At 69.5% G+C, this 25,770-nt stretch carries 17 protein-coding genes; 8 read left to right on the forward strand and 9 right to left on the reverse strand.

Annotation, left to right across the window (positions count from 1 at the left end):
- Window positions 1-150: 150 nt before the first annotated feature.
- Window positions 151-2,796 (forward strand): hybrid sensor histidine kinase/response regulator, encoded by a 2,646-nt coding sequence (locus tag AC1PK7_RS16590; protein WP_481098845.1) that lies wholly within the window; start codon window positions 151-153, stop codon window positions 2,794-2,796.
- Between the two features lie 345 nt (window positions 2,797-3,141).
- On the opposite strand, the gene AC1PK7_RS16595 is transcribed toward AC1PK7_RS16590, so the two are convergent.
- Entirely contained in the window at window positions 3,142-3,492 is a 351-nt protein-coding gene (locus AC1PK7_RS16595) for a DUF5713 family protein (RefSeq protein WP_010344517.1), read from the reverse strand.
- Window positions 3,493-3,586: 94 nt separating this feature from the next.
- Window positions 3,587-4,225: a LuxR C-terminal-related transcriptional regulator gene (locus AC1PK7_RS16600; protein ID WP_048490880.1), complete on the reverse strand. Its 639-nt coding sequence runs from the start codon at window positions 4,223-4,225 to the stop codon at window positions 3,587-3,589.
- Window positions 4,226-4,512: 287 nt separating this feature from the next.
- Between AC1PK7_RS16600 and AC1PK7_RS16605 the strand changes: the two genes are divergently transcribed.
- The gene (locus AC1PK7_RS16605) at window positions 4,513-7,647 is read left to right on the forward strand and encodes a two-component regulator propeller domain-containing protein (RefSeq protein ID WP_481098846.1); all 3,135 of its coding nucleotides are present in this window, start codon (window positions 4,513-4,515) and stop codon (window positions 7,645-7,647) included.
- A 16-nt stretch (window positions 7,648-7,663) separates the two neighbouring features.
- On the opposite strand, the gene AC1PK7_RS16610 is transcribed toward AC1PK7_RS16605, so the two are convergent.
- From AC1PK7_RS16610 to AC1PK7_RS16620, 3 genes are read right to left on the reverse strand one after another with little or no spacing between them, the layout of a single operon-like run.
- On the reverse strand, window positions 7,664-8,701 hold the full coding sequence (locus AC1PK7_RS16610; protein ID WP_481100916.1) for an ABC transporter substrate-binding protein: 1,038 nt from the start codon (window positions 8,699-8,701) through the stop codon (window positions 7,664-7,666).
- A 41-nt stretch (window positions 8,702-8,742) separates the two neighbouring features.
- A complete protein-coding gene (locus AC1PK7_RS16615; RefSeq protein WP_481098847.1) occupies window positions 8,743-10,131 on the reverse strand; it encodes a sensor histidine kinase N-terminal domain-containing protein in 1,389 nt (462 codons plus the stop codon).
- Window positions 10,124-10,825: a response regulator transcription factor gene (locus tag AC1PK7_RS16620; protein WP_010344522.1), complete on the reverse strand. Its 702-nt coding sequence runs from the start codon at window positions 10,823-10,825 to the stop codon at window positions 10,124-10,126. The genes AC1PK7_RS16615 and AC1PK7_RS16620 overlap by 8 nt, the downstream gene beginning before the upstream one ends.
- Window positions 10,826-11,072: 247 nt before the next feature.
- Here AC1PK7_RS16620 and AC1PK7_RS16625 point away from each other — a divergent pair, with 247 nt between their 5' ends.
- From AC1PK7_RS16625 to AC1PK7_RS16640, 4 genes are all read left to right on the forward strand, one after another.
- Window positions 11,073-12,263, forward strand: a complete 1,191-nt coding sequence (locus tag AC1PK7_RS16625) for an OprO/OprP family phosphate-selective porin (RefSeq protein WP_481098848.1) — start codon at window positions 11,073-11,075, stop codon at window positions 12,261-12,263.
- 125 nt (window positions 12,264-12,388) lie between these two features.
- Window positions 12,389-13,714, forward strand: a complete 1,326-nt coding sequence (locus AC1PK7_RS16630; RefSeq protein ID WP_481098849.1) for a CitMHS family transporter — start codon at window positions 12,389-12,391, stop codon at window positions 13,712-13,714.
- A gap of 111 nt (window positions 13,715-13,825) precedes the next feature.
- On the forward strand, window positions 13,826-14,566 hold the full coding sequence (gene phbB, locus AC1PK7_RS16635; RefSeq protein ID WP_010344527.1) for an acetoacetyl-CoA reductase: 741 nt from the start codon (window positions 13,826-13,828) through the stop codon (window positions 14,564-14,566).
- Window positions 14,567-14,718: 152 nt separating this feature from the next.
- Window positions 14,719-15,750 (forward strand): LacI family DNA-binding transcriptional regulator, encoded by a 1,032-nt coding sequence (locus AC1PK7_RS16640; RefSeq protein ID WP_481098850.1) that lies wholly within the window; start codon window positions 14,719-14,721, stop codon window positions 15,748-15,750.
- A 120-nt stretch (window positions 15,751-15,870) separates the two neighbouring features.
- Here the strand turns inward: AC1PK7_RS16640 and AC1PK7_RS16645 are convergent, their stop codons facing one another.
- Window positions 15,871-17,196, reverse strand: a complete 1,326-nt coding sequence (locus AC1PK7_RS16645; protein ID WP_481100917.1) for an MFS transporter — start codon at window positions 17,194-17,196, stop codon at window positions 15,871-15,873.
- Between the two features lie 300 nt (window positions 17,197-17,496).
- Here AC1PK7_RS16645 and AC1PK7_RS16650 point away from each other — a divergent pair, with 300 nt between their 5' ends.
- Window positions 17,497-19,956, forward strand: a complete 2,460-nt coding sequence (locus AC1PK7_RS16650) for a TonB-dependent receptor domain-containing protein (RefSeq protein ID WP_481098851.1) — start codon at window positions 17,497-17,499, stop codon at window positions 19,954-19,956.
- Between the two features lie 47 nt (window positions 19,957-20,003).
- The gene (locus AC1PK7_RS16655) at window positions 20,004-21,923 is read left to right on the forward strand and encodes an alpha-amylase family glycosyl hydrolase (RefSeq protein ID WP_481098852.1); all 1,920 of its coding nucleotides are present in this window, start codon (window positions 20,004-20,006) and stop codon (window positions 21,921-21,923) included.
- Between the two features lie 343 nt (window positions 21,924-22,266).
- On the opposite strand, the gene AC1PK7_RS16660 is transcribed toward AC1PK7_RS16655, so the two are convergent.
- The 3 genes from AC1PK7_RS16660 to AC1PK7_RS16670 all read right to left on the reverse strand — a co-directional run bounded on the left by AC1PK7_RS16660 (window position 22,267) and on the right by AC1PK7_RS16670 (window position 25,764).
- Window positions 22,267-22,950: a type 1 glutamine amidotransferase domain-containing protein gene (locus AC1PK7_RS16660; protein ID WP_481098853.1), complete on the reverse strand. Its 684-nt coding sequence runs from the start codon at window positions 22,948-22,950 to the stop codon at window positions 22,267-22,269.
- A gap of 508 nt (window positions 22,951-23,458) precedes the next feature.
- Window positions 23,459-24,280, reverse strand: coding sequence for a hypothetical protein (locus AC1PK7_RS16665; protein WP_481098854.1), 822 nt, complete (start codon window positions 24,278-24,280; stop codon window positions 23,459-23,461).
- 239 nt (window positions 24,281-24,519) lie between these two features.
- The gene (locus AC1PK7_RS16670; protein ID WP_481098855.1) at window positions 24,520-25,764 is read right to left on the reverse strand and encodes a flavohemoglobin expression-modulating QEGLA motif protein; all 1,245 of its coding nucleotides are present in this window, start codon (window positions 25,762-25,764) and stop codon (window positions 24,520-24,522) included.
- Window positions 25,765-25,770: the final 6 nt, after the last annotated feature.

Below are 25,770 nucleotides of genomic sequence, written 5' to 3' on the forward strand. Positions count from 1 at the left end.
GCCCGGCGTCCACTGACGCGATCGGCGGCCAATCTGCCTGGGTCCTTCGCTTTCGCTTCGCGATCCACGGCGGCAGCCATCGCCACCGCGCACCGCAAACGCCAGCGCACCCTCTAAGCTGATGCGGTCCCGGTCGCCGCGTTCTTCAGCATGCCCTCGCTCCTGCGCCATCGTCGCCTGATCCTGCTGCTGGTCGTCATCGTCGGCGGCATGGTGCTGGCGATGCTGTCGGCGCAACACGTCGCCGAACAGCGTGCGCTGCGCGCCGAGAGCGTGCAGTTGCGGCAGCAGTTGGAGCTGTATGCGCAGACCCTGCAGCAGCGCATCGACCGCTACCGCACCCTGCCGCAGGTGCTGGCGCTGGACCCGGAACTGCGCGACGCCCTCACCCATCCGCTGGACACGGCCACGCAGCAGCAGTTGAATCTGAAGCTGGAACGCGCCAACGACGTCACCCGCTCCTCGACCCTGACCCTGATCGACGCCAACGGCGTAGCCCTGGCCGCCAGCAACTGGCGCCTGGCCAGCAGCAACGTCGGCGCCGACTACAGCTTCCGCCCCTACGTGAAGCAGGCCCTGGCGCAGGGCAAAGGCCGTTTCTACGGGATCGGCATGACCACCGGCGTGCCCGGCTACTTCCTCTCGCAGGCGATCCTCGACGCGCATGGACGCCCGCTCGGGGTGATCGTGATCAAGATCGAACTGGCCGCGCTGGAGCACGAATGGCTGCGCGTGCCCGACGTGGTGCTGGTCAGCGATGGGCATGGCGTGGTGTTCCTGTCCAGCCGCGACGTGTGGCGCTACCGCCAGTTGCAGCCGCTCAGCGCGCGCGAGCGCGACGAACTGCTGGCGACCCGCCAGTACGCCCAGCAGACCCTGCTGCCGGCGAAGCGGCGGGTGCTGGAGACGCTGGACGACGGCGGCCAAGTGATGCGCATCGACATGCCGGCGCAGCCGGCGCCGCTGCTGTGGCAGAGCATGGCGCTGCCGGAGAGCGGCTGGCGCCTGCACCTGCTGCACGACGTGGGCGGCAGCCGCGCCGCCGGCCGCGCCGCCGCGCTGGCCGCGGCCGGCATCTGGCTGGCGCTGTCGTTCCTGGGCCTGCTGTTCCAGCAGCGCCAGCGCCTGGCGCGGCTGCGCCAGCGCAGCCGGCGCGAACTGGAAGCGCTGTTGCAGCAGCACGCGCAGGAACTGCGCACCGCCCAGGACGGTATCGTGCAGGCCGCGCAACAGGCCGACACCGGCCTCAGCCGCAGCCTGGAGCACCTGCCGCAGGGTGTGGTGATCATCGACGCGCAACTGCGCCTGGTGGCGTGGAATTCGCGCTATCTGGAGATCTTCCGCTTTCCGCCGGAGTTGATCCGGGTCGGCCGCCCGATCGAGGACGTGTTCCGCTACAACGCGCGCCGCGGCCTGCTCGGCCCCGGCCCGGTGGAAGCGGCGATCCAGCGCCGCCTCGACCACCTGCGCAGCGGCCGCCCGCACATGCGCGAGAGCGAGAAGGACGACGGCACGGTGCTGGAGATCCGCGGCAATCCGCTGCCCGACGGCGGCTTCGTGACCAGCTACGCCGACATCACCAGCTACAAGAACGCCGCACGCGAACTGCGCTCGCTGGCCGACGCGCTGGAGCACCGCGTCGCCGAACGCACCCACGATCTGGCCGAGGCCAAGCGCGAGGCCGAGAACGCCAACCGCTACAAGACCCGCTTCGTGGCCTCGGCGGTGCACGACCTGCTGCAGCCGCTCAACGCCGCGCGCATGTTCGTCTCGGCACTGCGCGGCAAGCTGCACGACGCCGATGCGCGGCAGATCGCCGACCACGTCGACAACGCGCTGGCGGCGCAGGATGCGATCCTCAACAGCCTGCTGGACATCTCGCGGCTGGAAGCGGGCACGCTGAAGACGCAGGTGCAGGACCTGGCGCTGGACCCGCTGCTGCAGACCCTGGCGCGCGAGTTCGGCATCGTCGCCGAAGGCCGCGGCCTGCGCTTGGACTATGTGCCGACCCGCGCCACCGTGCGCAGCGATGCGACCCTGCTGCGGCGCATCCTGCAGAACTTCCTGTCCAACGCGGTGCGCTACACCCCGCGCGGGCGCGTGCTGCTGGGCTGCCGGCACGACGGCACGCAGTTGCGCATCGAGGTCCACGACCAAGGACCGGGCATTCCCGACGCGCTGCAACAGGAGATCTTCGAGGAGTTCCGCCGGCTCGGCGACGGCGTCGCCAACGACCGCGGCGCCGGCCTCGGCCTGGCGATCGTGGAACGCATCGGCCGCCTGCTCGGCCACCGCATCGGCCTGCGTTCGCAGTTGGGCCGCGGCAGCGTGTTTTCGGTGACCGTGCCGCTGGGCGATGCCGCGGCCGCACAACGCCAGGCGCCGGCGGCGATGGCCAGCGACAACGGCGACGATCCGATCCTGCACGGCTGCCGGGTCTGGTGCATCGACGACGACCCGCGGGTCTGCGAGGCCAGCCGCACTCTGCTGACGCGCTGGGCCTGCCAGGTGGAACTGGCCGCCGGCCCGGACCAGGCGTTGGCCGCGGCACAGCCGGCGCAGGCACCGGAACTGGTGCTGCTGGACGTGCGCATGGGCGAGTGCGACGGCCCGACCCTGTTCGCGCAGCTGTGCGCGCGCTGGCAGGCCGAGCCGCGCGCGATCCTGGTCACCGCCGAGGCCGATCCGGCGCTGCGCACCCTGGCGCAGGAGCACGGCTGGGGTTTCCTGGCCAAACCGGTCCGCGCGCCAGCCCTGCGCGCGCTGATGACGCAGATGTTGCTGCGGCGTGGGTGAGGCGTGTGAGCGGGTTTATCAGGTTTGGGGAATGTGGATCTTTGGCCGCCGTACCCTCATCCGCCCCTACGGGGCACCTTCTCCCGAAGGGAGAAGGGAAGCGCTGGCCCCTCTCCCCTCGGGAGAGGGGTTGGGGTGAGGGTCAGGGGCGCGCAGCGCCACGCACAACCTCAACCACAGTTGACGCGCCAATCCGGCCGCCGCCCTGGCGGCGAAAGGATCCTGGCTGCCGTACCCTCATCCGCCCCTGCGGGGCACCTTCTCCCGAAGGGAGAAGGGAAGCGCTTAGCCCCTCTCCTGCCGGGAGAGGGGTTGGGGTGAGGGTCCGGGCACGCAGCGAGGCCTCTACCACTCGCGCGGCGCGATCAGCTCCTCGACGTCGGCGTCTTCGAAACCGTAGGCCTTGGCGATGTGCAGGAAATCCACGCCGATGTTCTCGCTTGCGGCGGTCTCGATCTCGCTGTCGTGGGCCTCGAATTCCAGCGCCAGCTTGTTGAATTCCTCGGTAGCGGCATGGGTCAGCCGGTACAGCGCCGGCAGGTCCGCCGGTGCCTGCGCCTCGATCGCCTCGCACAACCGCAGCAGGATCTTCTGCCCCTTGCCGACCAGCGACGGGGGGAAGTAGTCGTCGTCCAGCATCTCCTGCAGGAACGGATAGTGGGCGGTCTGCTCGTTGCGGAGGGTCGTGGTGGGCATGGTCCGGTGGTCTCCGCCCGCGGGGGGCGCGGGCATCGGCGCATAGCATCGCGTATCCGGGCGCCGCGGAAAACGCCCCCCGCGGCGATTCGGTTCAGGCCTCGCCTTCCGGCTCCAGCGCCTTCACCAGCACCGCGGCCTGGGTGCGGCTGTGGCACTCGAGCTTCTTCAGGATCGCGGTCACGTGGACCTTGACGGTGTTCTCGGCCAGGCCCAGCTCATAGGCGATCTGCTTGTTGAGCAGGCCATCGGCCAGGCACAGCAGCACCCGGAACTGCTGCGGGGTCAGTTGCGCCAGACGCGCGGCCAGTTGCGCGTCGGCCTCCGACCGTGCCGCGGTCAGCGGTGGAAACCAGGTGCCGCCGTCGAGCACCGCCGCCACCGCGATGCCGATGGTCTCGGCCGGCGAGGACTTGGGGATGAAGCCGGCCGCGCCGAACTGCTGCGCGCGGCGGATCACCCGCGGGTGATCGTTGGAGGAGATCACCACCACCGGCACGTCCGGGCGCTCGCCGCGCACGTGCAGCAGGGCCGAGAAGCCGCGCGCGCCGGGCATGGCCAGGTCCAGCAGGATCAGGTCGGCATCGGCCTGCGCGGCCAGCGCAGCGTCCAGGGTGGCGGCGCTGGCCGCTTCCACCACCAGGGCGCGCGGCAAGGCCTGGCGCAGCGCGTGCAGCACGGCGGCGCGGAACAGCGGGTGGTCGTCGGCGACCAGGATCGTCGGGGCATCCATGGGCGTGAGGCGGCTGGCATGACGCCGCAAGGCGTCGGGTGGGCGCGGACGGCGCGCAGGACATGCAGTGTACGTGTGGCGCGGAGGGATGCCGAGCGTGCGTCCGCGCCACCGGAGCGTTGCGCGCCATGACCGGCCTGCCGGATCTTGTCGGCAGTGCGCACCACGCGGCACAGCCCCGCACGCGCCGCACCGGACAATCGCCCGGCCTCCTGGCCGCCAGCGCCAGCGGCAGGCCCCGACTGCCGCCCATTCAAGACCGACACCACAGTGGCCGATAACACGGCGTGATCGTCTCCCTCTCCAACCTGCTGGGCCGCCTGCCGCTGGCCGCGTCCTGGCTCACCCTGTGCCTGGCGCTCGCGCCGGCTGCCTCCGCGGCCGTGGCGGCCGACGACGACGCCCTGCCCAGCAGCCTGGAGCACTTCGGCCTGGACGAGGGCCTGTCGCAACTGTCGATCAACGCCTTGCAGAGCGACGACCAGGGCTTCCTGTGGGTCGGCACGCAGGAAGGGCTGAACCGCTTCGACGGGCATCTGTTCCGCGCCTACCGGCGCGAACTCGGCAGCGACAGCCGGCAGAGCCTGCTCAGCAGCAGCATCGACAGCATCGGCTTCGAGCCGCGCGGCACCCGCCTGTGGCTGGGCACCAACGACGCCGGCCTGGAAGTGATCGAACTGGCGACCTGGCAGCACCACCGTCTCGACACGAAGCAGGGCCTGTCGCACAACCGCATCACCCAGATCCTGATCGATCCGCAGGGCGGCGCGTGGCTGGGCACCGAACGCGGCCTGGACCGGGTCGAGGCCGACCTGCAGCGGGCACGGCCGCTGGGCGGCGATGCGCCGGTGGTGGGACTGACCTGGATGCCGGACGGCACGCAGCCGGTGGCGCTGGACCGGCAATGCCGGCTGTGGCGGCTGAGCCGCGACGCACGCGAGGAGCTGCCGGCGCCGCGCGGGATCGACGAATGCGTGGGACTGCAGTCCGGGCCGGAAGGGCTGTGGCTGGCCTCGGCGCGCGGGGGGCTGTTCCAGCTCGATCCGCGCGGTGCGGTGCTGGCGCACTGGACGCCGGCGCAGCTGTTCACCCGCGGCAGCGACCTCAGCGCGCTGATCCGGCTGCACGACGGCCGCGTGCTGGTCGGCACCACCAACGCCACGGTGACGCAACTGGACAGCGTGCGCCATGTGCCGCAGCGGCTCAGCTTCGACCTGCCGCCGAACAGCGCCATCATCCGCTTCTACCAGGCCCCCGACGGCACCTGGTGGATCGGCACCTACACCGCCGGGCTGTACCGGGTGCGGCCGTTGTCGGCGGTGATCCGCAACGACGAGGAGCGCGTCAGCGACACCCACGACTGGTCCAGCAGCAGCGTACGCAGCATCTGGCGCGACGGCGAGCGCATGCTGATCGGCACCGACCAGGGCCTGCTGACCCGCGACAACAGCCGCGCCGCCTGGCAACTGGTGCCGGGGCTGGCCAGCCAGGCGATCCGCAGCATCGCCGCCGATCGCGACGGCTGGTGGCTGGGCACGCGCCAGGGCCTGTGGCGCCTGGACCGCAGCGGCGCGCTGCGACGCCTGGGCGGCCTGGCCGACGAGCACATCAACGATCTGCTGCTGGAAGGCGACACGCTGTGGGTGGCCACCCGCCGCGGCCTGAGCCGCGTGGTCGGCGGCCAGGTACGCAACGATCCGCGCTGGGCGCCGCTGAACGGACACACCCTGACCCGGGTGTACCGCGACAGCGAGGACACGCTGTGGATCGGCTGCAACGACTGCGGCGTGTGGCACATGCGCAGCGGCCGTCCCGCCGAGCCCTACCGCCCGCGCGGCAGCACCCTGTACCCCTCGGTGTGGTCGCTGTACGCACACGACGGCGTGCTGTGGGTGGGCACCTTCTCCGGTGGGCTGTACCGCATCGACCTCAAGCGCGACGTGGCGCTGCGCTACAGCGACCGCGAGGGGCTCAGCAGCAACGTCATCTACACCATCCTGCCGGATCCGCAGGGGCGGCTGTGGCTGAGCACCAACAACGGCCTGAGCGTGCTCGACCCGCGCACCCGCATCGTGCAGAGCCTGGGCCGCCGCGACGGCCTGCAGAACCAGGAGTACAACAGCGGCCGCGGCTATCGCGACGCGCACGGGCTGCTGTACTTCGGCGGCACCCAGGGCGTGGACGTGGTCGATCCCACGCGCCTGCCGCTGCGCAGCCCGCAGGCGCGCGCGGTGCTCACCGACCTGCGCATCCTCAATGCCGGCGAGGACCGCGACGGCGGCGAGAACCAGACCGAGAGCGACGTGGTCTACGCGCAACGCATCGCCCTGGACCACCGCGACAACGTGTTCACCATCGGCATGACCGCGATCGACTTCGCCGCGCCCGGCACCGCGCGCCTGCGCTACCGCGTCGACGGACTGCAGAAGGGCTGGGTGTACCCGCAGACCGCACACAGCGATTTCTCGGTCAGCCACCTGCCGCCGGACCGCTATACGCTGGTGGTGGAAGCGGCCGGGCGCGACGGCCAGTTCGGCGCCGCGCGGCGACTGCAGATCGAGGTACTGCCGCCGCCGTGGCGGCATCCGTTGGCCTACGCCGGCTACGTGCTGCTGGCGCTGGCGCTGCTCGGGCTGGTCTTGCATCGCGTGCGACGCACGGTCAACCGCGAGCGCGACATGGTGGAACTGTTGAACCTCACCGTGGCCGAGCGCACCCGCCAGCTCGAACGCGCCAACCAGCAACTGCTGCAGAGCAACGCGCGCCTGCAGGCGGCCACGCGCCTGGATCCGCTGACCCAGGTCGCCAACCGCCGCGAGCTGCAGGATTGGCTGGCGCGCGAATGCCCGGTCCTGCTGGCGGCGCTGGACGACGGCAGCAGCGCCGATGCGCTGTATTTCTTCATGATCGACGTGGACAACTTCAAGCGCATCAACGACGACTATGGCCACCAGGCCGGCGACGCGGCGCTGGTGCACTGCGCCGACCGCCTGCGCGGGCTGTGCGGCGAGCGCGACCTGCTGGTGCGCTGGGGCGGCGAGGAGTTCCTGCTGGTCACGCGCCTGCCGCGCGAGGACGCCGCCAGCGCTCTGGCCGAACGCCTGCGCGCGGCGGTGGCGACGCAGGGCTTCGCCCTGGCCGAGCGCGAACTGACCCTGACCTGTTCGATCGGTTTCGCACCGTGGCCGTTCGTCGCCGCGTGGCCGGCGCTGGGCGACTGGGAACAGAGCGTGGGCCTGGCCGACCGCTGCCTCTACGCCGCCAAGGGCGCCGGCAAGGACGCCTGGGTGGGGCTGGCGCCGGGCGCGGCCCCGGACCGGCCGCGCCTGCACGCGCTGCTGGCCGGCGGCGCGCCGGAACAACTGGGCGACAGCGTGCGCGTGCTGTGCTCGCCCGGGCGCCAGCCGCGCTTCGCACGCTGAGCACCGGCACCGCGGCTCAGCGCGGCGGCGCCTGCTGCATGCTGCTGCGCCAAGCGTCCAGGAACTGCCGCCGCTTCAGCGCATCCAGGTACACCAGCAGGCCCGGGCCCAGCGCGATCGGGCGGAACGCCGGGGCCGCCGCCGGCCCGCCCTGCGCGACCCCGCCTGGCTGCGGCAGGATCGGCTGCAGCCGCGCCTCGCGCGACAGCACCTGCTGTCCGCGCGGCGACAGCAGGTAATCCAGGAAACGACGCGCCTCCGCCGCATGTGGACTGTCGCGCGGGATTACCGCGGTCCGCAGCGCGACCAGGGTGTAGTCCTCCGGCTGCACGATCGCCAGCGGCGCGCCGGCGTCGATGCGCGCCTGCGCGTACGAACCCAGCACGTTGTAGGCCAGCAGCAGTTCGCCGCGCGCGACCTTGTCCAGCAGCACGCCGGTGCGCTCTTCCAGCACCACGTGGTTGTCGCCCATCGCCGCCAGCAGCGCCCCGGCCATGCTGCCGAGCTGGCTGTCCTGGGTCGCGAACAGATAGCCCACGCCGCTGCGTTCGACGTCGTAGGTGCCGATGCGCCCGCGCAGCGGCGATGCGGGCGCGCGCAGCAGTTCCAGCAGCCGGCGGCGGGTCCGCGGCACCTGCGCGGCCGGCAACCGCGCGGTGTTGTAGACGATCGCGACCGGCTCGTAGCTGATGCCGAACACTTCGTGCCGCCATTGCGCCCAGGCCGGCAGCGCCTCGGTCTGCGGCGAGCGGTGCGCCAGCGCGTGGCCGTCGTTCACCAGCTTGGCCTGCAGGTCCATGCTGGCGCTGATCAGCAGATCGGCGCAGCGCGGGCCCGGGCCCGGATGCAGGTAGCGCCGGTAGATATCGCCGGCGATCACGTCCTGGTACACCACCTCGGTGTGCGGATGCAGGCGTTGGTAGTCGCCGATCACCGCGGCGAACACCTCGATGTCGGTCGAGCCCTGGATGCACAGTTGCGCGGTGGCCGCACCCTGCGCCGGGAAGCGGCGCACCTCGCCGGGCGCGGCCAGCGCGGCATTGGCGAGCAGCATGGTCAGCAGCAGCGGCAGACGGCGCAGCAGCATAGACAGGCTCATGGATGCAACCTCGGCAGATGCAGGCTGGCGATCAGGCCGCCGCCCACGCGGTTGGACAGATCGATGCGCCCACCATGCGCTTCGACCACGCGCTTGACGATCGCCAGGCCGAGCCCGGCGCCGCCGGCGGCCGCGCCCTCGCCGCGCACGAAGCGCTCGAACACGCGCTCGGCCTCGGCCGCGGCGATGCCCGGGCCGTGGTCGGCCACGGTCACCACGCAGTCGCGCGCGCTGCAGGTCAGCGCCACCTGCAACGGGCCGTCGCTGCCGTACTTGCAGGCGTTGTCGATCAGGTTCTTGATCGCCTCGCGCAACAGCAGCGCATCGCCGCGCACCAATGCCGGTTCGCTGGCGACGGCCAGTTGCACGCGCGGCCGCGGCGCGGCCTGCGGCACCGCTTCGTGCAGCGCCTGGTGCAGCACCTCGGCCAGGTCGACGCTGGCGTAGCGCTGCAGGTTGGAGCGGTGGATCACGCTGGCGTCGCTGAGCAACTGGTTGAGCAGGCGGCTCATGTGCGTGGCGTTGCGCTCGATCGCCTCCAGGCTGCGGCGCATCTCCTGCGGGTCGTCCTCGTCCAGCGCCAGTTGCGCCTGTGCGCGCAGCGCCGCCAGCGGCGTGCGCATCTGGTGCGCGGCCTCGGCCATGAACGCACGCAGGGTTTCGTTGCTGCCGGCCAGGCGCGCCATGAAGCGGTTCAACGCCGTCACCATCTGCTGCATCTCCTGCGGCGCAGTCGCGGCCACCGGCTTGAGCTCGGACGGTTCGCGCCGCGACAGCTCGCGCTCCAGCGTGCGCAACGGCCGCAAGGCGCGCGACACGCCCAGCCACACCAGCGCCAAGGCCAGCAGCGACAGCAGCGCGATCGCCACCAGCGCATGCAGCACCACATCCTGTGCCAGCGCCTCGCGCGCGCGCCGGGTCTGCCCCACCTGCACCCACACCTGGTCCTGCGCCGCCGCCGAGGACACCCGCCGCGACACCACCGCAAAGCGCACCGGCTCGCCGCTGTACACCGCATCGAACAAGCGCGGCGGCGCGCTGGCGCGCGGCAGCGACGGCGCCGCCGGCAGGTCGTCGTAGCCGGTGATGGTGCGCCCGCGCGCATCGAACACGCGGTAGAACACCCGGTCCTCCGGCGCCATCGCCAGCAGGTCCAGCGCCGCATACGGCAAGTCCACCTGCCACTGGCCGCCGGCCAGCGCCACCGAATCGACGATGGACAGCGCCGAGGACACCAGCAGGTGGTCGTAGGAACGGTTGGCGGCACGCTGGCCGTAGTCGCGCGCCACGAAGAACAGCGCTACCGCGCCGAGCAGCGACAGCGCGCCCAGGTAGCGCAGCAGCGTGCGCCGGATCGACGGCGCCGGCAACGCGGCCTCAGCCATCGGCGTCCGCTGCCGCCGGATCCGGCGTCGCCGCCGCCTCCAGCTTGTAGCCGACGCCGCGCACGGTGACGATGCGCAACGGCGCGGCGGCCAGCTTCTTGCGCAGGCGCCCGACGTACAACTCGATCGCGTTCGGCCCGGCCTCGTCGTCGAAGCCGAACAGGCCGTTGCCGATCTCGTCCTTGCCCACGACCTGGCCGAGCCGGCCGATCAGGATCTCCAGCAGGCGGTACTCGCGGTTGGGCAGCTCGATCGGCGTGCCGTCCAGGCTGACGCTGTGCGCGGCGTTGTCGAAGGCGAAACCGCCGAGCTGCACCACCTCGCTGGCCTGGCCGCGATTGCGCCGCAGCAACACCCGGCAGCGCGCCTCAAACTCGCGGAAATCGAATGGCTTGCCCAGGTAATCGTCGGCACCCACGTCCAGCGCCTGCACCCGGTCCTCGATGCCGTCGCGCGCGGTCAGCATCAGCACCGGCGTGGTATCGCCGCGCTCGCGCAGCCCGGCCAGCACGCGCAGCCCGTCCAGCCCCGGCAGGCCGATATCCAGCACCACCAGATCGAAGCGCTGGTAGCGCAGCACCCCGGCCGCACTCAAGCCGTCGCGCTGCCAATCCACCGCATGCCCGCTGCGGCGCATGCGCCGCACGATCGCATCGGCGAGATCGGCGTTGTCTTCTACCAGGAGCAGGCGCATTGGGGCCGGGATTGGGGATTCGGGATTGGGGATTCGCAAAAGCGGCTTCCGCAGACTGATGCTAGCGCGCTTGCGTCAAGTCAGACAGCGCGCAGAGCGCTTTTACCAATCCCCAATCCCGAATCCCCAATCCCGGCCTTCCCGACAGGTCGTTGACAGCTACGCCCGACTAGGCTGCGTCCATGCCGGTCCGCGGCCGTTGCTGGCGGGCCGATCCAATCGCTGCGACACGCACCTGGGAGGGGACGTGGAACTGAAGACTCTGACATTGGGCAGCGCCTGCGCGTTGCTGTGCCTGGCCGGATCGGCGCGCGCCGCCAGCGACGACGACGGCCCGGTGACCGCCGAGCTCGGTGGGCGCCTGCATTGGGATTTCGCCCACTTCGACAACGACAATCGCGGCACGCCCAATCCCGACGACACCGAGATCCGCCGGCTGTGGCTGGACGTGTCCGGCAAGTTCTTCGGCTTCGGCTACAAGGTCGAAGGCGATTTCGCCGGGCTGCAGGACGACTTCAACGGCAAGGGCATCGAGGCCAAGGACGTCTACATCACCCGCAAGTTCGGCGCCGGCACGCTTACTGTGGGTCAGTTCAAGCAGTACTTCACCCTCGACGACCGCACCGGCTCCAACTTCGGCCAGTTCCTGGAGCGCAGCGGCGCGGCCAGCACGCTGGCGCCGCTGTACCGCAAGGCGGTGTCGTGGCAGGCCGCGGGCACCGACTACACCTGGGCCGCCAGCGTCTACAGCCTGCAGAGCATCGACGTCTCCAACACCCGCGGCCACGCGTTCGGCGGCCGCGGCACGTGGGCGCCAGGCGCGCGCGACGGCGACGTGCTGCACCTGGGCCTGTCGCTGGCGCACGAGCACTACGACCATCCCGGCGCCGGCGGTGCGCCCGCGCTGAGCATCCGCCCGCGCCCGGCCGGGCATCTGTCCGACGACAGCCGCGTCACCCTGGCGCGCTTCGCCGACGGCCGCGATACCGACGTGGACAAGTGGTCGCTGGAATACGCGCAGGTGCGCGGACCGTTGTCGTGGCAGGGCGAGTTCAGCGGCGGATTGTTCGACGACGGCGCGCAGCGTGCCGACGTGATGGCGGCCTATGGCTTCGTCAGCTGGTTCGCCACCGGCGAATCGCGCCGCTACGACGGCAAGACCGGCCGCTTCACCCGCATCAAGCAGGTCAACCACAAATATGGCGCCTTCGAACTGGCATTGCGCTACGACCGCATGTGGGGCGAGCAGCACCGCGATGGGCAGCCCGATCTGCTCGACGCTTCCACCGCGTCGTGGACGCTGGCCGGCAACTGGTACATCAAGCCGAACCTGCGGCTGATGCTCAATCTGATCGACAGCCGCAACCGCGATCACCTGGCCGGGACCACGCTCGACCATACCCGCGCGATTACCGGTCGTTTCCAGTACGACTTCTGAGTCCTCCGCTCCTCTGCAGGAGCGGCTTCAGCCGCGACAGATCCTTCCGATGCCGGCCTGTCGCGGCTGACGCCGCTCTTACAAAAACCGCAACGCCTCTTCCCCCGCACCACCAAGGAACTTCCATGCTGACCGCGCTCGGTTTCGGAATGGTCATTACCTTCATGTACCTGATCATGAGCAAGCGGCTGTCGCCGCTGGTCGCGCTGATCATCGTCCCGATCGTGTTCGCGCTGGCCGGCGGCTTCGGCACCGGCATCAACGAGATGATGCTGGAGGGGATCAAGAAGATCGCGCCCACCGGCGTCATGCTGATGTTCGCGATCCTGTACTTCGGGGTGATGATCGACGCCGGCCTGTTCGACCCGCTGGTGCGGCGCATCCTGCGCCTGGTCAAGGGCGACCCGATGAAGATCGTGGTCGGCACCGCGGTGCTGGCGCTGCTGATCTCGCTCGACGGCGATGGCTCCACCACCTACATGATCACGGTTTCGGCGATGCTGCCGCTGTACCGCCGCCTCGGCATGAACGCGCTGAACATGACCTGCGTGACCATCCTCGCCGGCGGTGTGATGAACCTGACGCCGTGGGGCGGCCCCACCGCACGCGCCGCCACCGCCCTGCACGTGGACCCGGCCGACGTGTTCGTGCCGCTGGTGCCGGCGATGGCGCTGGCGATCGCCGGCATCCTGGTGCTGGCCTGGTACCTGGGCATGAAGGAGCGGCGCCGCCTGGGCGTGGTGACGCTGCCCGGCGATGCCTGGATGGACGGCAGCGTGGCCGACGACGGCGAGGCACTGCCCACCGTGGAGGACGCCGAGGACGTCAAGCGGCCGCGGCTGCTGTGGGTGAACCTGGTACTGACCCTGGCGCTGATGGCCGCGCTGGTAATCGGCGTGCTGCCGATGCCGGTGCTGTTCATGATCGGCTTCGCGCTGGCGCTGCTGATCAACTACCCGAACCTGGCCGAGCAGCGCCGCCGCCTGGTCAACCATGCCGGCAACGTGCTGTCGGTGGTGTCGCTGATCTTCGCCGCCGGCGTGTTCACCGGCATCCTCTCCAACACCGGCATGGTCGAGGCGATGTCGCGCAGCTTCCTGGCGGTGATCCCCGACGCCTGGGGCCCGTACCTGGCGGTGATCACCGCATTGGCGAGCATGCCCTTCACCTTCTTCATGTCCAACGACGCCTTCTACTTCGGCGTGCTGCCGATCCTGTCCGACGCCGCCAGCCACTACGGCATCACCCCGGTGGAAATGGCCCGCGCCTCGCTGGCCGGGCAACCGGTGCACCTGCTCAGCCCGCTGGTGCCGTCCACCTACCTGCTGGTCGGCCTGGCCAAGGTCGACTTCGCCGACCACCAGCGCTTCACCCTGAAATGGGCGGTGCTGGTGTCGTTGGTGTTGATGGGCGGCGGGTTGTTGTTCGGCCTGTTTCCTTTGGCGAAGTGAGCGCCGCCCGGGATTGGGGATTGGGCATTGGGGATTCGTAACAGCCACTGCCCGCGCGCCCATCCAATCCCGACTCCCCAATCCCGATTCCCAACTCCGAAGGAGTTCAACGTGACCCTCAGAATCGCCTACGTCACCAGCGGCATGGGCAGCATCGGTACCGCAATCTGCCAGAAGCTGGCGCGCAACGGCCACACCGTGGTCGCCGGCTGCGGGCCGGACTCGCCGCGCAAGTCGGCGTGGCTGCGCGAGCAGCGCGAGCTCGGCTTCGACTTCATCGCCTCCGAGGGCAACGCCACCGACTGGGATTCGACGGTGGCCGCGTTCGCCAAGGTCAAGGCCGAGGTCGGCGAGATCGACGTGCTGGTCAACAACGCCGGCGGCAGTCGCGACATGCTGTTCCGGCAGATGGGCCGCGAGGACTGGCAGGCGGTGATCGCCAGCAACCTGCATGCGCTGTTCAACATCACCAAGCAGGTGGTCGACGGCATGACCGCGCGCGGCTGGGGCCGCATCGTCAACATCGGCGCGGTCAGCGCGCAGAAGGGCCAGATCGGGCAGATCAACTACGCCACCGCCAAGGCGGCGATGCAGGGCTTCAGCCGCGCACTGGCGCAGGAAGTGGCCTCGCGCGGCGTCACCGTCAACACGGTGTCGCCCGGCTACATCGCCAGCGCGGCGATCAGCGGCTTCCCGCCGGACGTGCTCGACCGCCTGGCCAGCTCGGTGCCGCTGCGCCGGCTCGGCAAGCCCGAGGAAGTGGCCGCGCTGTGCGCCTGGCTGGCCTCGGACGAGGCCGCCTACGTCACCGGCGCCGACTACGCGGTCAACGGCGGCCTGCATATGGCTTAGGGCGTGTCACCAATTCCCGATTATGCCGCGCCTGCCAGGCCCAACCCGAAGGGCCGCTCGGGAATTGATGACACGCCATAGCCATGCGCAGCGCCGCGACGCGCGCCTGGCATACACTGCCGGTTCCGCTTCGTCCGTCGCGCCCGCTCCGCATGTCCGACAAACCCGAATCCGGCGCGCCCGCCGCGCGCCTGCAGATGGCCGACATCGCGCGCATGGCCGGCGTCTCCGAATCCACGGTCTCGCGCGCGCTGGCCGACAACCCGGTGGTCGCCGAACGCACCCGCGCCTACATCAAGCAACTCGCCCGCGATGCCGGCTACCGGGTCGATCCGGTGGCGCGCAGCCTGCGCTCGCGGCGTTCCAACATCGTCTGCGTGGCCGTGCCGCTGATGCACGCGCACGAACAGCCGCTGTCGGACCCGTTCATGATGACCATGCTGGCGCTGCTGGCCGACGCGCTGACCGCGCGCGGCTACAGCATGCTGCTGTCCAAGCTGGACCAGCACCAGGACCACTGGGTCGAGGACCTGGCGCGCAACAGCCGCGCCGACGGCGTCATCATGCTCGGCCAGAGCCACGAACACGCCTCGCTGGACGCCGCCGCGCGCGGCGGCCTGCCGATGCTGGTGTGGGGCAGCCGCATCGACGGCCAGGCCTATGCCAGCGTGGGTAGCGACAACCTGCGCGGCGGCGAACTGGCCACCGCGCACCTGATCGAGCACGGCCGCCGGCGCATCGCCTTCCTCGGCGACGAGCAGTTGCCGGAAGTGGCACCGCGCTTCGCCGGCTACCGGCGCATGCTCGACGCGCATGGCCTGGCGTTCGACCCGCGGCTGCACGCGCGCAGCCACTTCCTCAGCGAGGACGCCTACCGCCTGACCCGCGCGATGCTGAAGAAGACCGAGCCGCCGGATGCGGTGTTCGCCGCCTCCGACGTGATCGCCCTGGGCGCGATCCGCGCCCTGATCGAAGCCGGCCACCGCGTGCCGCAGGACATCGCCCTGGTCGGCTTCGACGATATCCCCCTAGCCGCCTACAGCCAGCCGCCCTTGACCACCGTGCGCCAGGACCTGGCCCAGGCCGCCACCCTGCTGGTGGACGGCGTACTGAACCTGATCGCCGGCACGCCGGTGGACTCGGTGGAGATGCCGGTGAGTCTGGTGGTGCGGGAGTCGGCTTGAGGGGCCGGGATTGGGGATTCGGGATTCGGGATTCGCAAAAGCCAGGACGCGCGCACTGCGGGTACACTCGCTGAATCGGCTTTTTTCCAATCCCGACTCTCGAATCCCGACCTCACCGCTTTACGAATCCCGAATCCCTACTCCCGAATCCCGACGCTTCACAAACAACATCGCCACCGCCGCCAACAGCATCAACACGCCGGCCAGGCGAATGACGTTGCGCGGATCGCCCTGCAGCAGGCTGTCGTAGTACAGCGGCAGGGTCACGATCTGGATCAGCATCGGCAGCACGATGAACAGGTTGAACAGGCCCATGTACACGCCAGTGCGCTCGGGCGGGATGCTGTTGGCCAGCATCAGGTAGGGATTACCCATCATGCTGGCCCAGGCCAGGCCGATGCCGAGCATCGGCAGCAGCAACAGCCAGCGGTCGTGGATCGACGGCAGCACGCACATGCCGACGCCGGCGGCGACCAGGCACGCGGCGTGGGTGGCCTTGGGGCCGAACCGCCGCGCCACCGGCACCATCGCGAACGCGGCCAGGAACGCCACGAAGTTGTAGAAGCCGCCGATCTGCCCGTTGACCAGGCCGGCCTCGCGGAAGCCGTGCGAATCGGCCGCGGTGGTGCCGAACAACGTGGTCGACAGCGACAGCACGATGTACTGCCAGTAACAGAACATCGCATACCACTGGAACAGCATCACCGGTGCCATCTGCCGCATCGTCGGCGGCATCTGCCGCACCGCGTCGACGATCTCGCGCAACGTCGCCAGCGGCCCGACCGCGGCGCTGCGCAAGCGCTGCAATTCCGCCGCCGGCAGCACCGGCTCGCGCACGCTGCGCGCGGTGAGCAGGATCGAGGCGGCGGAGAATCCCGCACCGATCGCGAACGCGGCGATGGTGACGTAGGGAATGCGGTGGGCGTTGGCCGCGTCCTGGTTCATGCCCAGCCACACCAGCAACGGCGGGGTGACATAGGCCAGGGTCTGGCCGAGGCCGGTGAACGCGCTCTGGGTCAGGTAGCCCAGCGGCCGCTGCGGCGGTGCCAACACGTCGCTGACCAGCGCGCGGTACGGCTCCATCGCCACGTTGTTGGCCGCATCCAGCATCCACAGCAGCGCCACCGCCATCCACAGCGCCACGCTGAAGGGCATGGTCAGCAGGCACAGGCTGCACACCAGCGCGCCCACCACCATGTACGGCATGCGCCGGCCCCAGCGGGTCACGGTGCGGTCGCTGAGCACGCCGACCACCGGTTGCAGCACCAGCCCGGTGATCGGGCCGGCCAGCCACAGGTAGGGCAGGTTGGCGTGGTCGGCGCCCAGGTAGTTGTAGATCGGGCTCATGTTGCTCTGCTGTAGCCCGAAGCTGTACTGCACGCCGAAGAAACCGGCGTTGAGCGCCAGCACGCGCGAGAGCGGAAGCAGGGGGCGATCGGAACGCATGAGCATCGGCATCGGCCTGGGCGGGTCGGGCACGCGGGAGGCGTGCCGCAGCGGCGGAGCGGAGTGTCGCCGCGCCTGCAATCGTTTGTAACGCTGCGCTGCACCATGCAGAATGCTTCGATCTCCCAACGATAAGGTTGGCGTAAGCGCCCCTGGTGGATTTGCTGCACTGCAAATTGCAATCGATTGCGGACAGCCGTATCTGTACGCCGCCGCACCCACCGACCGCGCCGCGCCCTGCCCGTTCCGGCAGCGGCGCGCCGCCACCCACTGCACCACTTCGCTTCGGGAGAGACAGCGATGCATCACCCTTCGATCCGCCTGCAGACCCTGGCCCTGGCCGTCGCCGCGGCGCTGTCCGCACCGGCTGCGCTCGCGCAACAGGCCACACCCGCCGCTGCCGACGCCCCGGCGGCGCAGGGCGACGTGGTCAGCCTGGACTCGGTCTTCGTCACCGGCACCGCCACGCCCAAGAGCAAGCTCAAGTCCAGCGTCTCGGTCAGCACCGTCGGCGCCGAGGCGATCGAACAGTCGGCGCCGCGCAGCACCGCCGAGATCTTCCGCAACATCCCCGGCATCCGCTCCGAATCCAGCGGCGGCGAAGGCAACGCCAACATCGCCGTGCGCGGGCTGCCGGTCGCCTCGGGCGGCGCCAAGTTCCTGCAATTGCAGGAAGACGGCCTGCCGGTGCTGGAGTTCGGCGACATCGCCTTCGGCAATGCCGACATCTTCCTGCGCGCCGACTACAGCCTGGAGCGCATCGAGGCGATCCGCGGCGGCTCGGCGTCCACCTTCGCCAGCAACTCGCCCGGCGGCATCATCAATTTCATCAGCAAGACCGGCGACACCGCCGGCGGCAGCGTCGGCCTCACCCGCGGCCTGGGCGGCTACGACAACACCCGCCTGGACTTCGACTACGGCGCACCGTTCGCCGAGCACTGGCAGTTCAACGTCGGCGGTTTCTACCGGCGCGGCGACGGCGTGCGCGACGCCGGCTACACCACCGACAAGGGCGGCCAGCTCAAGGCCAACCTGACCCGGCTGTTCGACAACGGCTACGTGCGTATCTATGCCAAATACCTCAACGACCGCGCCGCCGGCTACCTGCCGGTGCCCACGCGGGTCAGCGGCAGCGACGGCTCGCCGCACTTCGGCAGCATCGACGGTTTCGATCCCGGCACCGACACGCTGTACAGCCCGTACTTTCGCAGCAGCGCCACCCTCGATGGCCGCAACAAGCCCTCGCGGGTGGTACTGGGCGATGGCATGCATCCGCTGTCGCGCGCGTTCGGCGCCGAGGCGCAGTTCGACATCGGCGGCGGCTGGACCCTGACCGACAAGTTCCGCATCGCCGATACCTCCGGCCGCTTCGTTTCGCCGTTCCCCGCGCAGGTCGCCGATGCCGGCGCGCTGGCGGCGAGCATCGGCGGCGCCGGTGCCAGCCTGCGCTACGTCGACGGCCCGAACGCCGGCCAGGCCTACACCGGGCTGGCGCTGCGCACGCATCTGTTCAACGTGCACCTCAACGACCTGGGCAACGCGGTCAACGACGTCAGCCTGGCGCGCGACTTCGGCAGCGGCGACGGCGGCAACCTCAACCTCAAGGCCGGCTGGTACACCTCGCGGCAGACCATCGACGTGGACTGGACCTGGAACTCCTACGTGCAGTCGCTTGGGCACCGTGCGCGGCTGCTGGACGTGGTCGCCGCCGACGGCAGCCTGCGCTCACAGGACGGCCTGTACGCCTACGGCGTGCCGTACTGGGGCCTGGACGTCACCCGTCACTACGACGTGCGCTACGACATCAATGCGCCGTACCTGGCGCTGAGCTGGGACCAGGGTCCGCTGAGCCTGGACGGCAGCCTGCGCTACGACATGGGCCGCGCGCGCGGCAACACCGCCGGCGGCCTGCTGGCCAGCAACGTCGACGTGAACGGCGACGGCGTGATCGAGGCGCCGGAGCAAAGCGTGGCGACCATCGACTACGCCAACCCCAAGCCGGTGCGCTACGACTGGAACTACCTGTCGTATTCGTTCGGCGGCAACTACATGCTCAACGACGACCTGGCCGCGTTCGCGCGCTACAGCCGCGGCGCCCGCGCCAACGCCGACCGCCTGCTGTTCGGCGTGGTCCGCGACGACGGCTCGGTCTCCTCCAACGAGGCGGTGAACTTCGTCAAGCAGCTCGAAGGCGGCCTGAAGTGGCGCAGCGGCGGGCTGAGCCTGTTCGCCACCGCCTTCGCCGCGCGCACCCAGGAGCAGAACTACGAAGCCACCACCCAGCGCTTCTTCGACCGTACCTACAAGGCGCATGGCCTGGAGCTGGAAGCGGCGTACCGCGCGGGTGGCTTCAACCTCAACGGCGGCCTGACCTGGACCGATGCCACCATCGACAAGGACCAGATCACCCCGGCCAACGCCGGCAACACGCCGCGTCGGCAGGCGCGCTTCGTGTGGCAGCTGACGCCGAGCTATCGCGGCGAGCGCTACCAGGTCGGCGTCAACGCGATCGGCACCAGTTCGGCCTACACCCAGGACAGCAACCAGCTGAAGATGCCCGGCTACACCCAGGTCAACCTGTTCGGCGACTACCGCATCACCGATGCGCTGACCGTCTCGCTCAACGTCAACAACCTGTTCAACACCTTCGGCCTGACCGAAGCGGAGGAAGCGTCGATCGCCGACGCGGCTTCCGGCGTGATCCGTGCGCGCTCGATCCCGGGCCGCACCTCCAGCATCAGCCTGCGCTACGACTTCTGACGAGGACCGCACATCCGCGCCCCGCCCGGGGCGCGGCCAAGCCCCCCATGACCGCACCCGCTCCTTCCGCACTGTCCGCGCTCGCCCACACCCTGTGGCAGGCGCATCTGCATCCGGATGTCGCCGCCACACTGTTGCCGCGGCTGCAGCGCCACGGCGAGCGTCTGTTGGCGCCTTTGCATGCGCTATACGGCACGCATCCGGCCTTCGCGCAGTGGTTGCCGCAGTGGCTGACGCAACTGGCGACCGCCGCCAACGCGCGGCCGTCGGCGCTGCGCCAGCTCGATGCCGAGCGCGCGCCCGACTGGTTCGCCACCCCGGCGATGCTCGGCTACAGCGCCTATGTCGACCGCTTCGCCGGCACCTTGCATGGCGTCGGCGAACGTGTGCCCTACCTGCAGGAACTGGGCGTGCGCTACCTGCACCTGCTGCCGTTCCTGCGCGCCCGCGCTGGCGACAACGATGGCGGCTTCGCGGTCAGCGACTACGGCCAGGTCGAGCCGCGGCTGGGCGACACCGCCGACCTGGCGGCACTGACCGCACGCCTGCGCGCGACCGGCATCAGCCTGTGCGCCGACTTCGTGCTCAACCACACCGCCGACGATCACCCGTGGGCGCTGGCGGCCAAGCGCGGCGACGCGCGGCATCTGGACTACTACCACCACTTCCCCGACCGCAGCGTGCCGGACGCCTACGAGCGCACCCTGGGCCAGGTGTTCCCGCACACCGCCCCGGGCAACTTCACCTGGGTGCAGGAAGCCGACGCCTGGGTGTGGACCACGTTCTACCCCTACCAATGGGATCTGGACTGGAGCAACCCGGCAGTATTCGGCGACATGGCGCTGGCGCTGCTGCAGCTGGCCAATCTGGGCGTGGAGGTGTTCCGCCTGGATTCCACCGCCTACCTGTGGAAGCGCCCGGGCACCGACTGCATGAACCAGCCGGAGGCGCACACCATCCTGCAGGCGCTGCGCGCACTCACCGACATCCTGGCGCCGGCGGTGCTACTGAAGGCCGAGGCGATCGTGCCGATGGCGCAGTTGCCGCCGTATTTCGGCGAAGGCGCCGCGCGCGGCCACGAATGTCACCTGGCCTACCACAGCACGCTAATGGCGGCCGGCTGGGTGGCGCTGGCCGAGCAGCGCGGCGACATCGTGCAGGCCGCGATCGCGCACACGCCGGCGCTGCCGCCGGCCTGCGGCTGGCTCAGCTACGTGCGCTGCCACGACGACATCGGCTGGAACGTGCTGCAGCGCGAAGCCGCCGGTGGCGATGGCGTGGCGCCGTTTGCGCTGGCGCGCACCGCCCAGTTCTACGCCGGCCGCACCGCGGACAGCTACGCGCGCGGCGAAGCCTTCCAGAGCAGCGGCGATGGCGTGCACGGCAGCAACGGCATGAGCGCTGCGCTGGTTGGCATCGCCGCGGCGCTGGCCGCCAGCGACAGCGACGCGCTGGAACTGGGCGTGCGCCGCCTGCTGCTGCTGTACGCGGTGGCGCTGGCGATGCCGGGCATCCCGCTGTTGTACATGGGCGACGAACTGGCGCTGGGCAACGACGAGGACTATCGCCACGACCCGCTACGCCAGCACGAAGGCCGTTGGCTGCACCGCCCGGTCATGGACTGGGCACGCGCGGCGCAACGCCACGACACCGGCAGCCTGCCCGGCCAGGTCTACACCCGCCTGCGCGGGTTGATCGCCGCACGTGCCGCCACCGCGGCGCTGGCCTCCGACCAGCCGCTGCGCGCGATGCCACTGGGCAATCCCGCCCTGCTCGGGCTGGCGCGCGGCGAGGCGTTCGTGGCGGTGTACAACTTCAGTGCGGAGCCGGTTGCGGTGGAGGTCGCCGATGCGCTTGGAGCAGGCGACTGGCACGCCATCGCCGATGGCGGCAACGATCCGGCAACGCTGGTGCACTGGGATGGCATCCTGCCCGCGTACGGCCTGCGCTGGTGGCGGCGCAACTGAGCCGAAAACAGCAGCGGTGCCGATCAGCGCCGCTGCGTTGCATCTGCGCTTGCGAGTGCGTGCAGTCGGGACTGAAGTCCCTCCCACAAGCGTAAAGCCTGCCTGGCATCCGGCGGCACAGGTGTGCGTTGTAGGAGCGGCTTCAGCCGCGACCGGCATCAATGGGAACGCCCGTCGCGGCTGAAGCCACTCCTACGAATGACGGAGCAAGGGTGCGTTTAGTGGAGCACTACAAGGCGGGCTATCAACGCGACCTTCAAGCGCTGCGCCATCACCAGGAACCGAAGCACCCCTTGTGCCGTGATGGCAAGTTGGCCTCGCCATCCTCGCGATCGGTGATTACTCACTTACCGCGCAGCAATCCCAGCAACGCCTCAGCCGCCGCCTCGGACGAGGCCGGGTTCTGCCCGGTGACCAAGCGACCGTCCTCGACCACGTGCACGCCCCAGTCGGCGCCCTTGCTGTAGTTGCCGCCCAGCCGCTGCAGTTCGTCCTCGACCAGGAACGGCACCACGTCGGTCAAGCCCACCGCGGCTTCCTCGCCGTTGGTGAAACCGGTGACGCGGCGGCCTTTCACCAACGGCGCGCCATCGGCCGCGTTCACCCGGCGCAGCACGCCCGGTGCATGGCAGACGAAGCCGATCGGCTTGCCGGCGCGCGCGAACGCTTCGATCAGCGCGATGGAGTCGCGGTCTTCGGCCAGATCCCACAGCGGGCCGTGGCCGCCCGGGTAGAACAGCGCGTCGTAATCTTCCATGCGCACCGACGCCAAGGTCTGCGTGCTCGCCAACTGCTGCTGCGCCGCCGGGTCGTCCTTGAAGCGATGGGTGGCCTCGGTCTGCGCATCCGGCGCATCGCTCTTCGGGTCCAGCGGCGGCTGCCCGCCCTTGGGCGAGGCCAGGGTGATCTCGGCGCCGGCATCCTTGAACGTGTAGTACGGCGCGGCGAATTCTTCCAGCCAGAAGCCGGTCTTGTGGCCGGTGTCGCCGAGACGGTCGTGCGACGTCAGCACCATCAGGATCTTCATGCGGGTCTCCTCGTGAGGGGAAGCGGCCATACGGGGGCAGGCCGGGCGCCGCAGTATCGGCAGCCCCACATTCGCGGCGGGTGAGCATCGCGCAATGCGGTTCAGCTCACACACGCGATCCTGCAAGGCGGCCGAAGCCAGTCACTACGGCGGCAGCCCAGCCGCTGCGCCGGGTCGCCCAGCTTGTTCGAAGCGGATAGCGACCAGTTGATCAGCCAGCGAACCATAGGCGGCCTCCATACACCAGACGAAGTCACCGGCGTCCTGGGGCAGTCCATGCGTCCCCCGGGCCAGGCTGCATGCAGTGCGCGCTCTGTTCGACGTGAAATGAAACTGCAGGCCGAACGGCGGCGCGCACTGGAATCGGCGGCTATCCAAATCCACCGAGTGATGGCGTGGATGCCGATGCGCCGCCACCCCGTACGCACGCGATCAGGCATCGCGCCCGGCTACTCCAGCGAGACACCAGACCACTCCGGCAACTCCATGGCCGGTATCAATCATGCCACTACTTCTTCACGACGGGGGTTTCCGGGAGACTCTGGACGACGTCACCCTTGTCATCAATAAAATCCAACGATGCCTTTCCAGCAGGCGTGACGGACATGATGATCCTGGGATTTCCGGAATCGTCCGCGAGAATCACCGCAGACGATTTTCCGCGAGTACGCCCGACAAAGAGTCTCTGCGTCTGCTCACCACCCGCGTCCTTCCACTGCTTCAACAGCGCATCCTTCTCCGGCCCATTCGGGGCCGCCAGATACTTTTCATACAGCCCTTCGTACTGCTTGGAGAGTCCGCGATCGAATACGGAAAGGCCGGTTTCCATGAAGCCGCCCTCCTCGTAGTGATGCAGGGCGATTTGCTGATCTCCGCCGAACCGATCCATCGAAAGATGCACGCCGCCACTGGGCTTTCCATCTTGACCGAGACTGCCGTCATAGATGAGCCCGCCGACCTCGTCGCCCACGCCGTTATAGAACAGCATTCCGGGCATGTTGCTCCTCTCGGTTTTCATGACCTTCCCGCCCATCACTGGATCGGGCAGCAAACCGCGGGCGGCCAACACCATGGACCTGGACCCGTCCTCGTTGACGATATTGATGCGCTTGACATCGATTTCGGAAAATACCTGCTTGCTGCCAGCGCCTCGGGCGCCCATCAGCATGAGCGTCAAAGGAAGGGCGAGCGCCACAGCCGAAAAAATCTTCAGAATTCGATTTTGCCTGCGCAGCTGCGCGATGACGCCAGCCGCTCCCATGTCCCCACCCCTACCTTCCGTTATCGACACGCGAGCCTCCTTATTGGCGATAAATGCGCGACCCAGCATAGGTACTTGATTCTTCTCTCTGCAAGCAAGATGGACATGAGCGAACCATCCTTCTTGCCAGAGAAATGCCTCGGACTTCTTTTCGTTTCTTCAAAAAAACGGCCGACAGCCCGCAATAGAAGGTTGCGATAGTCATAGGAACAATGCAGCCGCATTCGACGCTTCCGATCGTCCCCGCGGCTGGTCGCTGCGAATGCCGTCCACTTCTCGCAGCGGCAGCTCCTTTCTTCTGGAGCGCCCTACTCCACCTGATCCATGCGAATCCGGTTGGCGAACAGCGAGAACGCCAGCATCCCGGCCAGGCCGCTGGCGCGCGCCACCCAGGTCGGCAACCAGCGCGGCGGCGCCAGCACGCCGGACTCGAACAGCGGTGCGAACGCGGCCACGTCCTCCAGCGCCATCTTGCCGGCGAACAGCCAGCGGCACAGCGGCAGGCGATCGCGCTGCAGCGCCTGGCGGAAGAAGGTGTGCACCGACACCAGCCCGCGCAGGTACACGGTGTCCTTGGTGAACGCGGCGCCCCCGGTGGTTGGCACGCCGCGGAACACGCGCTGCGCCGAGGAGAAACTCTCCGCAGGCGATTGCCCGGCCGCATCGAAGTAGCGGAACACCTCGATGAAATCGGCGCCGTCGCGGGCCAGCGCGATCGCCTCGATGCGCAGGCTGATCCGCTTCATTCGCTCGATGTCGATGCTGCCGGTGATCTGCTCGGCGAAGGTCGCCAGGCCTTCCTGGGTGGCGGTGGTGCGCGGCGAGGACAGCGCCAGGCTCGGCAATTGCGCCTGTTGCCGGCCGTTGAGCGCGGTCAGCGAATGCACCAGCGCCTCGTGATGGAACAGTTGCGCGCGGTCGTAATCGCTGAAGTGCGCGCCGGAGCGCAGGCGGATGCGCTGCGCGCCGGCGGCGGCCTTGGCCAGCAGGTCCGGATCCAGTTCCACCGTGATCACCCGCCCGCCGAAGAACTCGTCCAGGTCGCGCTGCAGCAGAAGGCGCAGCGCGGTGGCCGACACCGGTACCTGTTCTTCGGCCGAGAACAGTTCGCGGTCCAGTTCCTGGGCGATGCGGATGAAATGGCCGGCCGCCTCGCGGGTCGTCGGGCCGTGGCCGGGCATCGGGTCGTCCGGCACCCCGAACAACTGCGCCGAATAGCTACCCACCGCCGGCGTGCCGAGCGCTTCCAGCAGGGCGGCGGCCAGGTCCCAGCTGTGCACCGAGGCCTGCAGGTAGGCGCCGAGCGGATGCATCGGATCGGCGGCCTCGGCGATCGCCGCGAGCTCGCGGCGGGTGTCAGCGAAATCCAGCCTGGGATATTGCACCTGCGGCAGTTGCGGCTGCCCGCGCGCCACGCTCTCCAGGAACGGCGCCTGCAACGCCACCGGCCAACTCGCCAGCGCCAGCAGGCGGATGCCGCGCACGGCCTTGACCAGCCGCGCATCGAGCGCGGCGTGGTGGCGGATCTCGGCCGACAGCGCGCGCTTGGCCACGGCCGG

The organism is Xanthomonas sp. NCPPB 3174 (assembly GCF_056725205.1).

What these genes read in the sequence shown, in the direction of transcription:
- AC1PK7_RS16650 (WP_481098851.1), top strand. Translation starts at nt 17,497, where the DNA reads ATGCATCACCCTTCGATCCGCCTGCAGACCCTGGCCCTGGCCGTCGCC.
- AC1PK7_RS16615 (WP_481098847.1), bottom strand. Translation starts at nt 10,131, where the DNA reads ATGGCTGAGGCCGCGTTGCCGGCGCCGTCGATCCGGCGCACGCTGCTG.
- AC1PK7_RS16660 (WP_481098853.1), bottom strand. Translation starts at nt 22,950, where the DNA reads ATGAAGATCCTGATGGTGCTGACGTCGCACGACCGTCTCGGCGACACC.
- AC1PK7_RS16610 (WP_481100916.1), bottom strand. Translation starts at nt 8,701, where the DNA reads ATGCTGCTCGCCAATGCCGCGCTGGCCGCGCCCGGCGAGGTGCGCCGC.
- AC1PK7_RS16630 (WP_481098849.1), top strand. Translation starts at nt 12,389, where the DNA reads ATGCTGACCGCGCTCGGTTTCGGAATGGTCATTACCTTCATGTACCTG.
- AC1PK7_RS16640 (WP_481098850.1), top strand. Translation starts at nt 14,719, where the DNA reads ATGTCCGACAAACCCGAATCCGGCGCGCCCGCCGCGCGCCTGCAGATG.
- AC1PK7_RS16595 (WP_010344517.1), bottom strand. Translation starts at nt 3,492, where the DNA reads ATGCCCACCACGACCCTCCGCAACGAGCAGACCGCCCACTATCCGTTC.
- AC1PK7_RS16600 (WP_048490880.1), bottom strand. Translation starts at nt 4,225, where the DNA reads ATGGATGCCCCGACGATCCTGGTCGCCGACGACCACCCGCTGTTCCGC.
- AC1PK7_RS16665 (WP_481098854.1), bottom strand. Translation starts at nt 24,280, where the DNA reads ATGCTGGGTCGCGCATTTATCGCCAATAAGGAGGCTCGCGTGTCGATA.
- AC1PK7_RS16655 (WP_481098852.1), top strand. Translation starts at nt 20,004, where the DNA reads ATGACCGCACCCGCTCCTTCCGCACTGTCCGCGCTCGCCCACACCCTG.
- AC1PK7_RS16620 (WP_010344522.1), bottom strand. Translation starts at nt 10,825, where the DNA reads ATGCGCCTGCTCCTGGTAGAAGACAACGCCGATCTCGCCGATGCGATC.
- AC1PK7_RS16645 (WP_481100917.1), bottom strand. Translation starts at nt 17,196, where the DNA reads ATGCGTTCCGATCGCCCCCTGCTTCCGCTCTCGCGCGTGCTGGCGCTC.
- AC1PK7_RS16590 (WP_481098845.1), top strand. Translation starts at nt 151, where the DNA reads ATGCCCTCGCTCCTGCGCCATCGTCGCCTGATCCTGCTGCTGGTCGTC.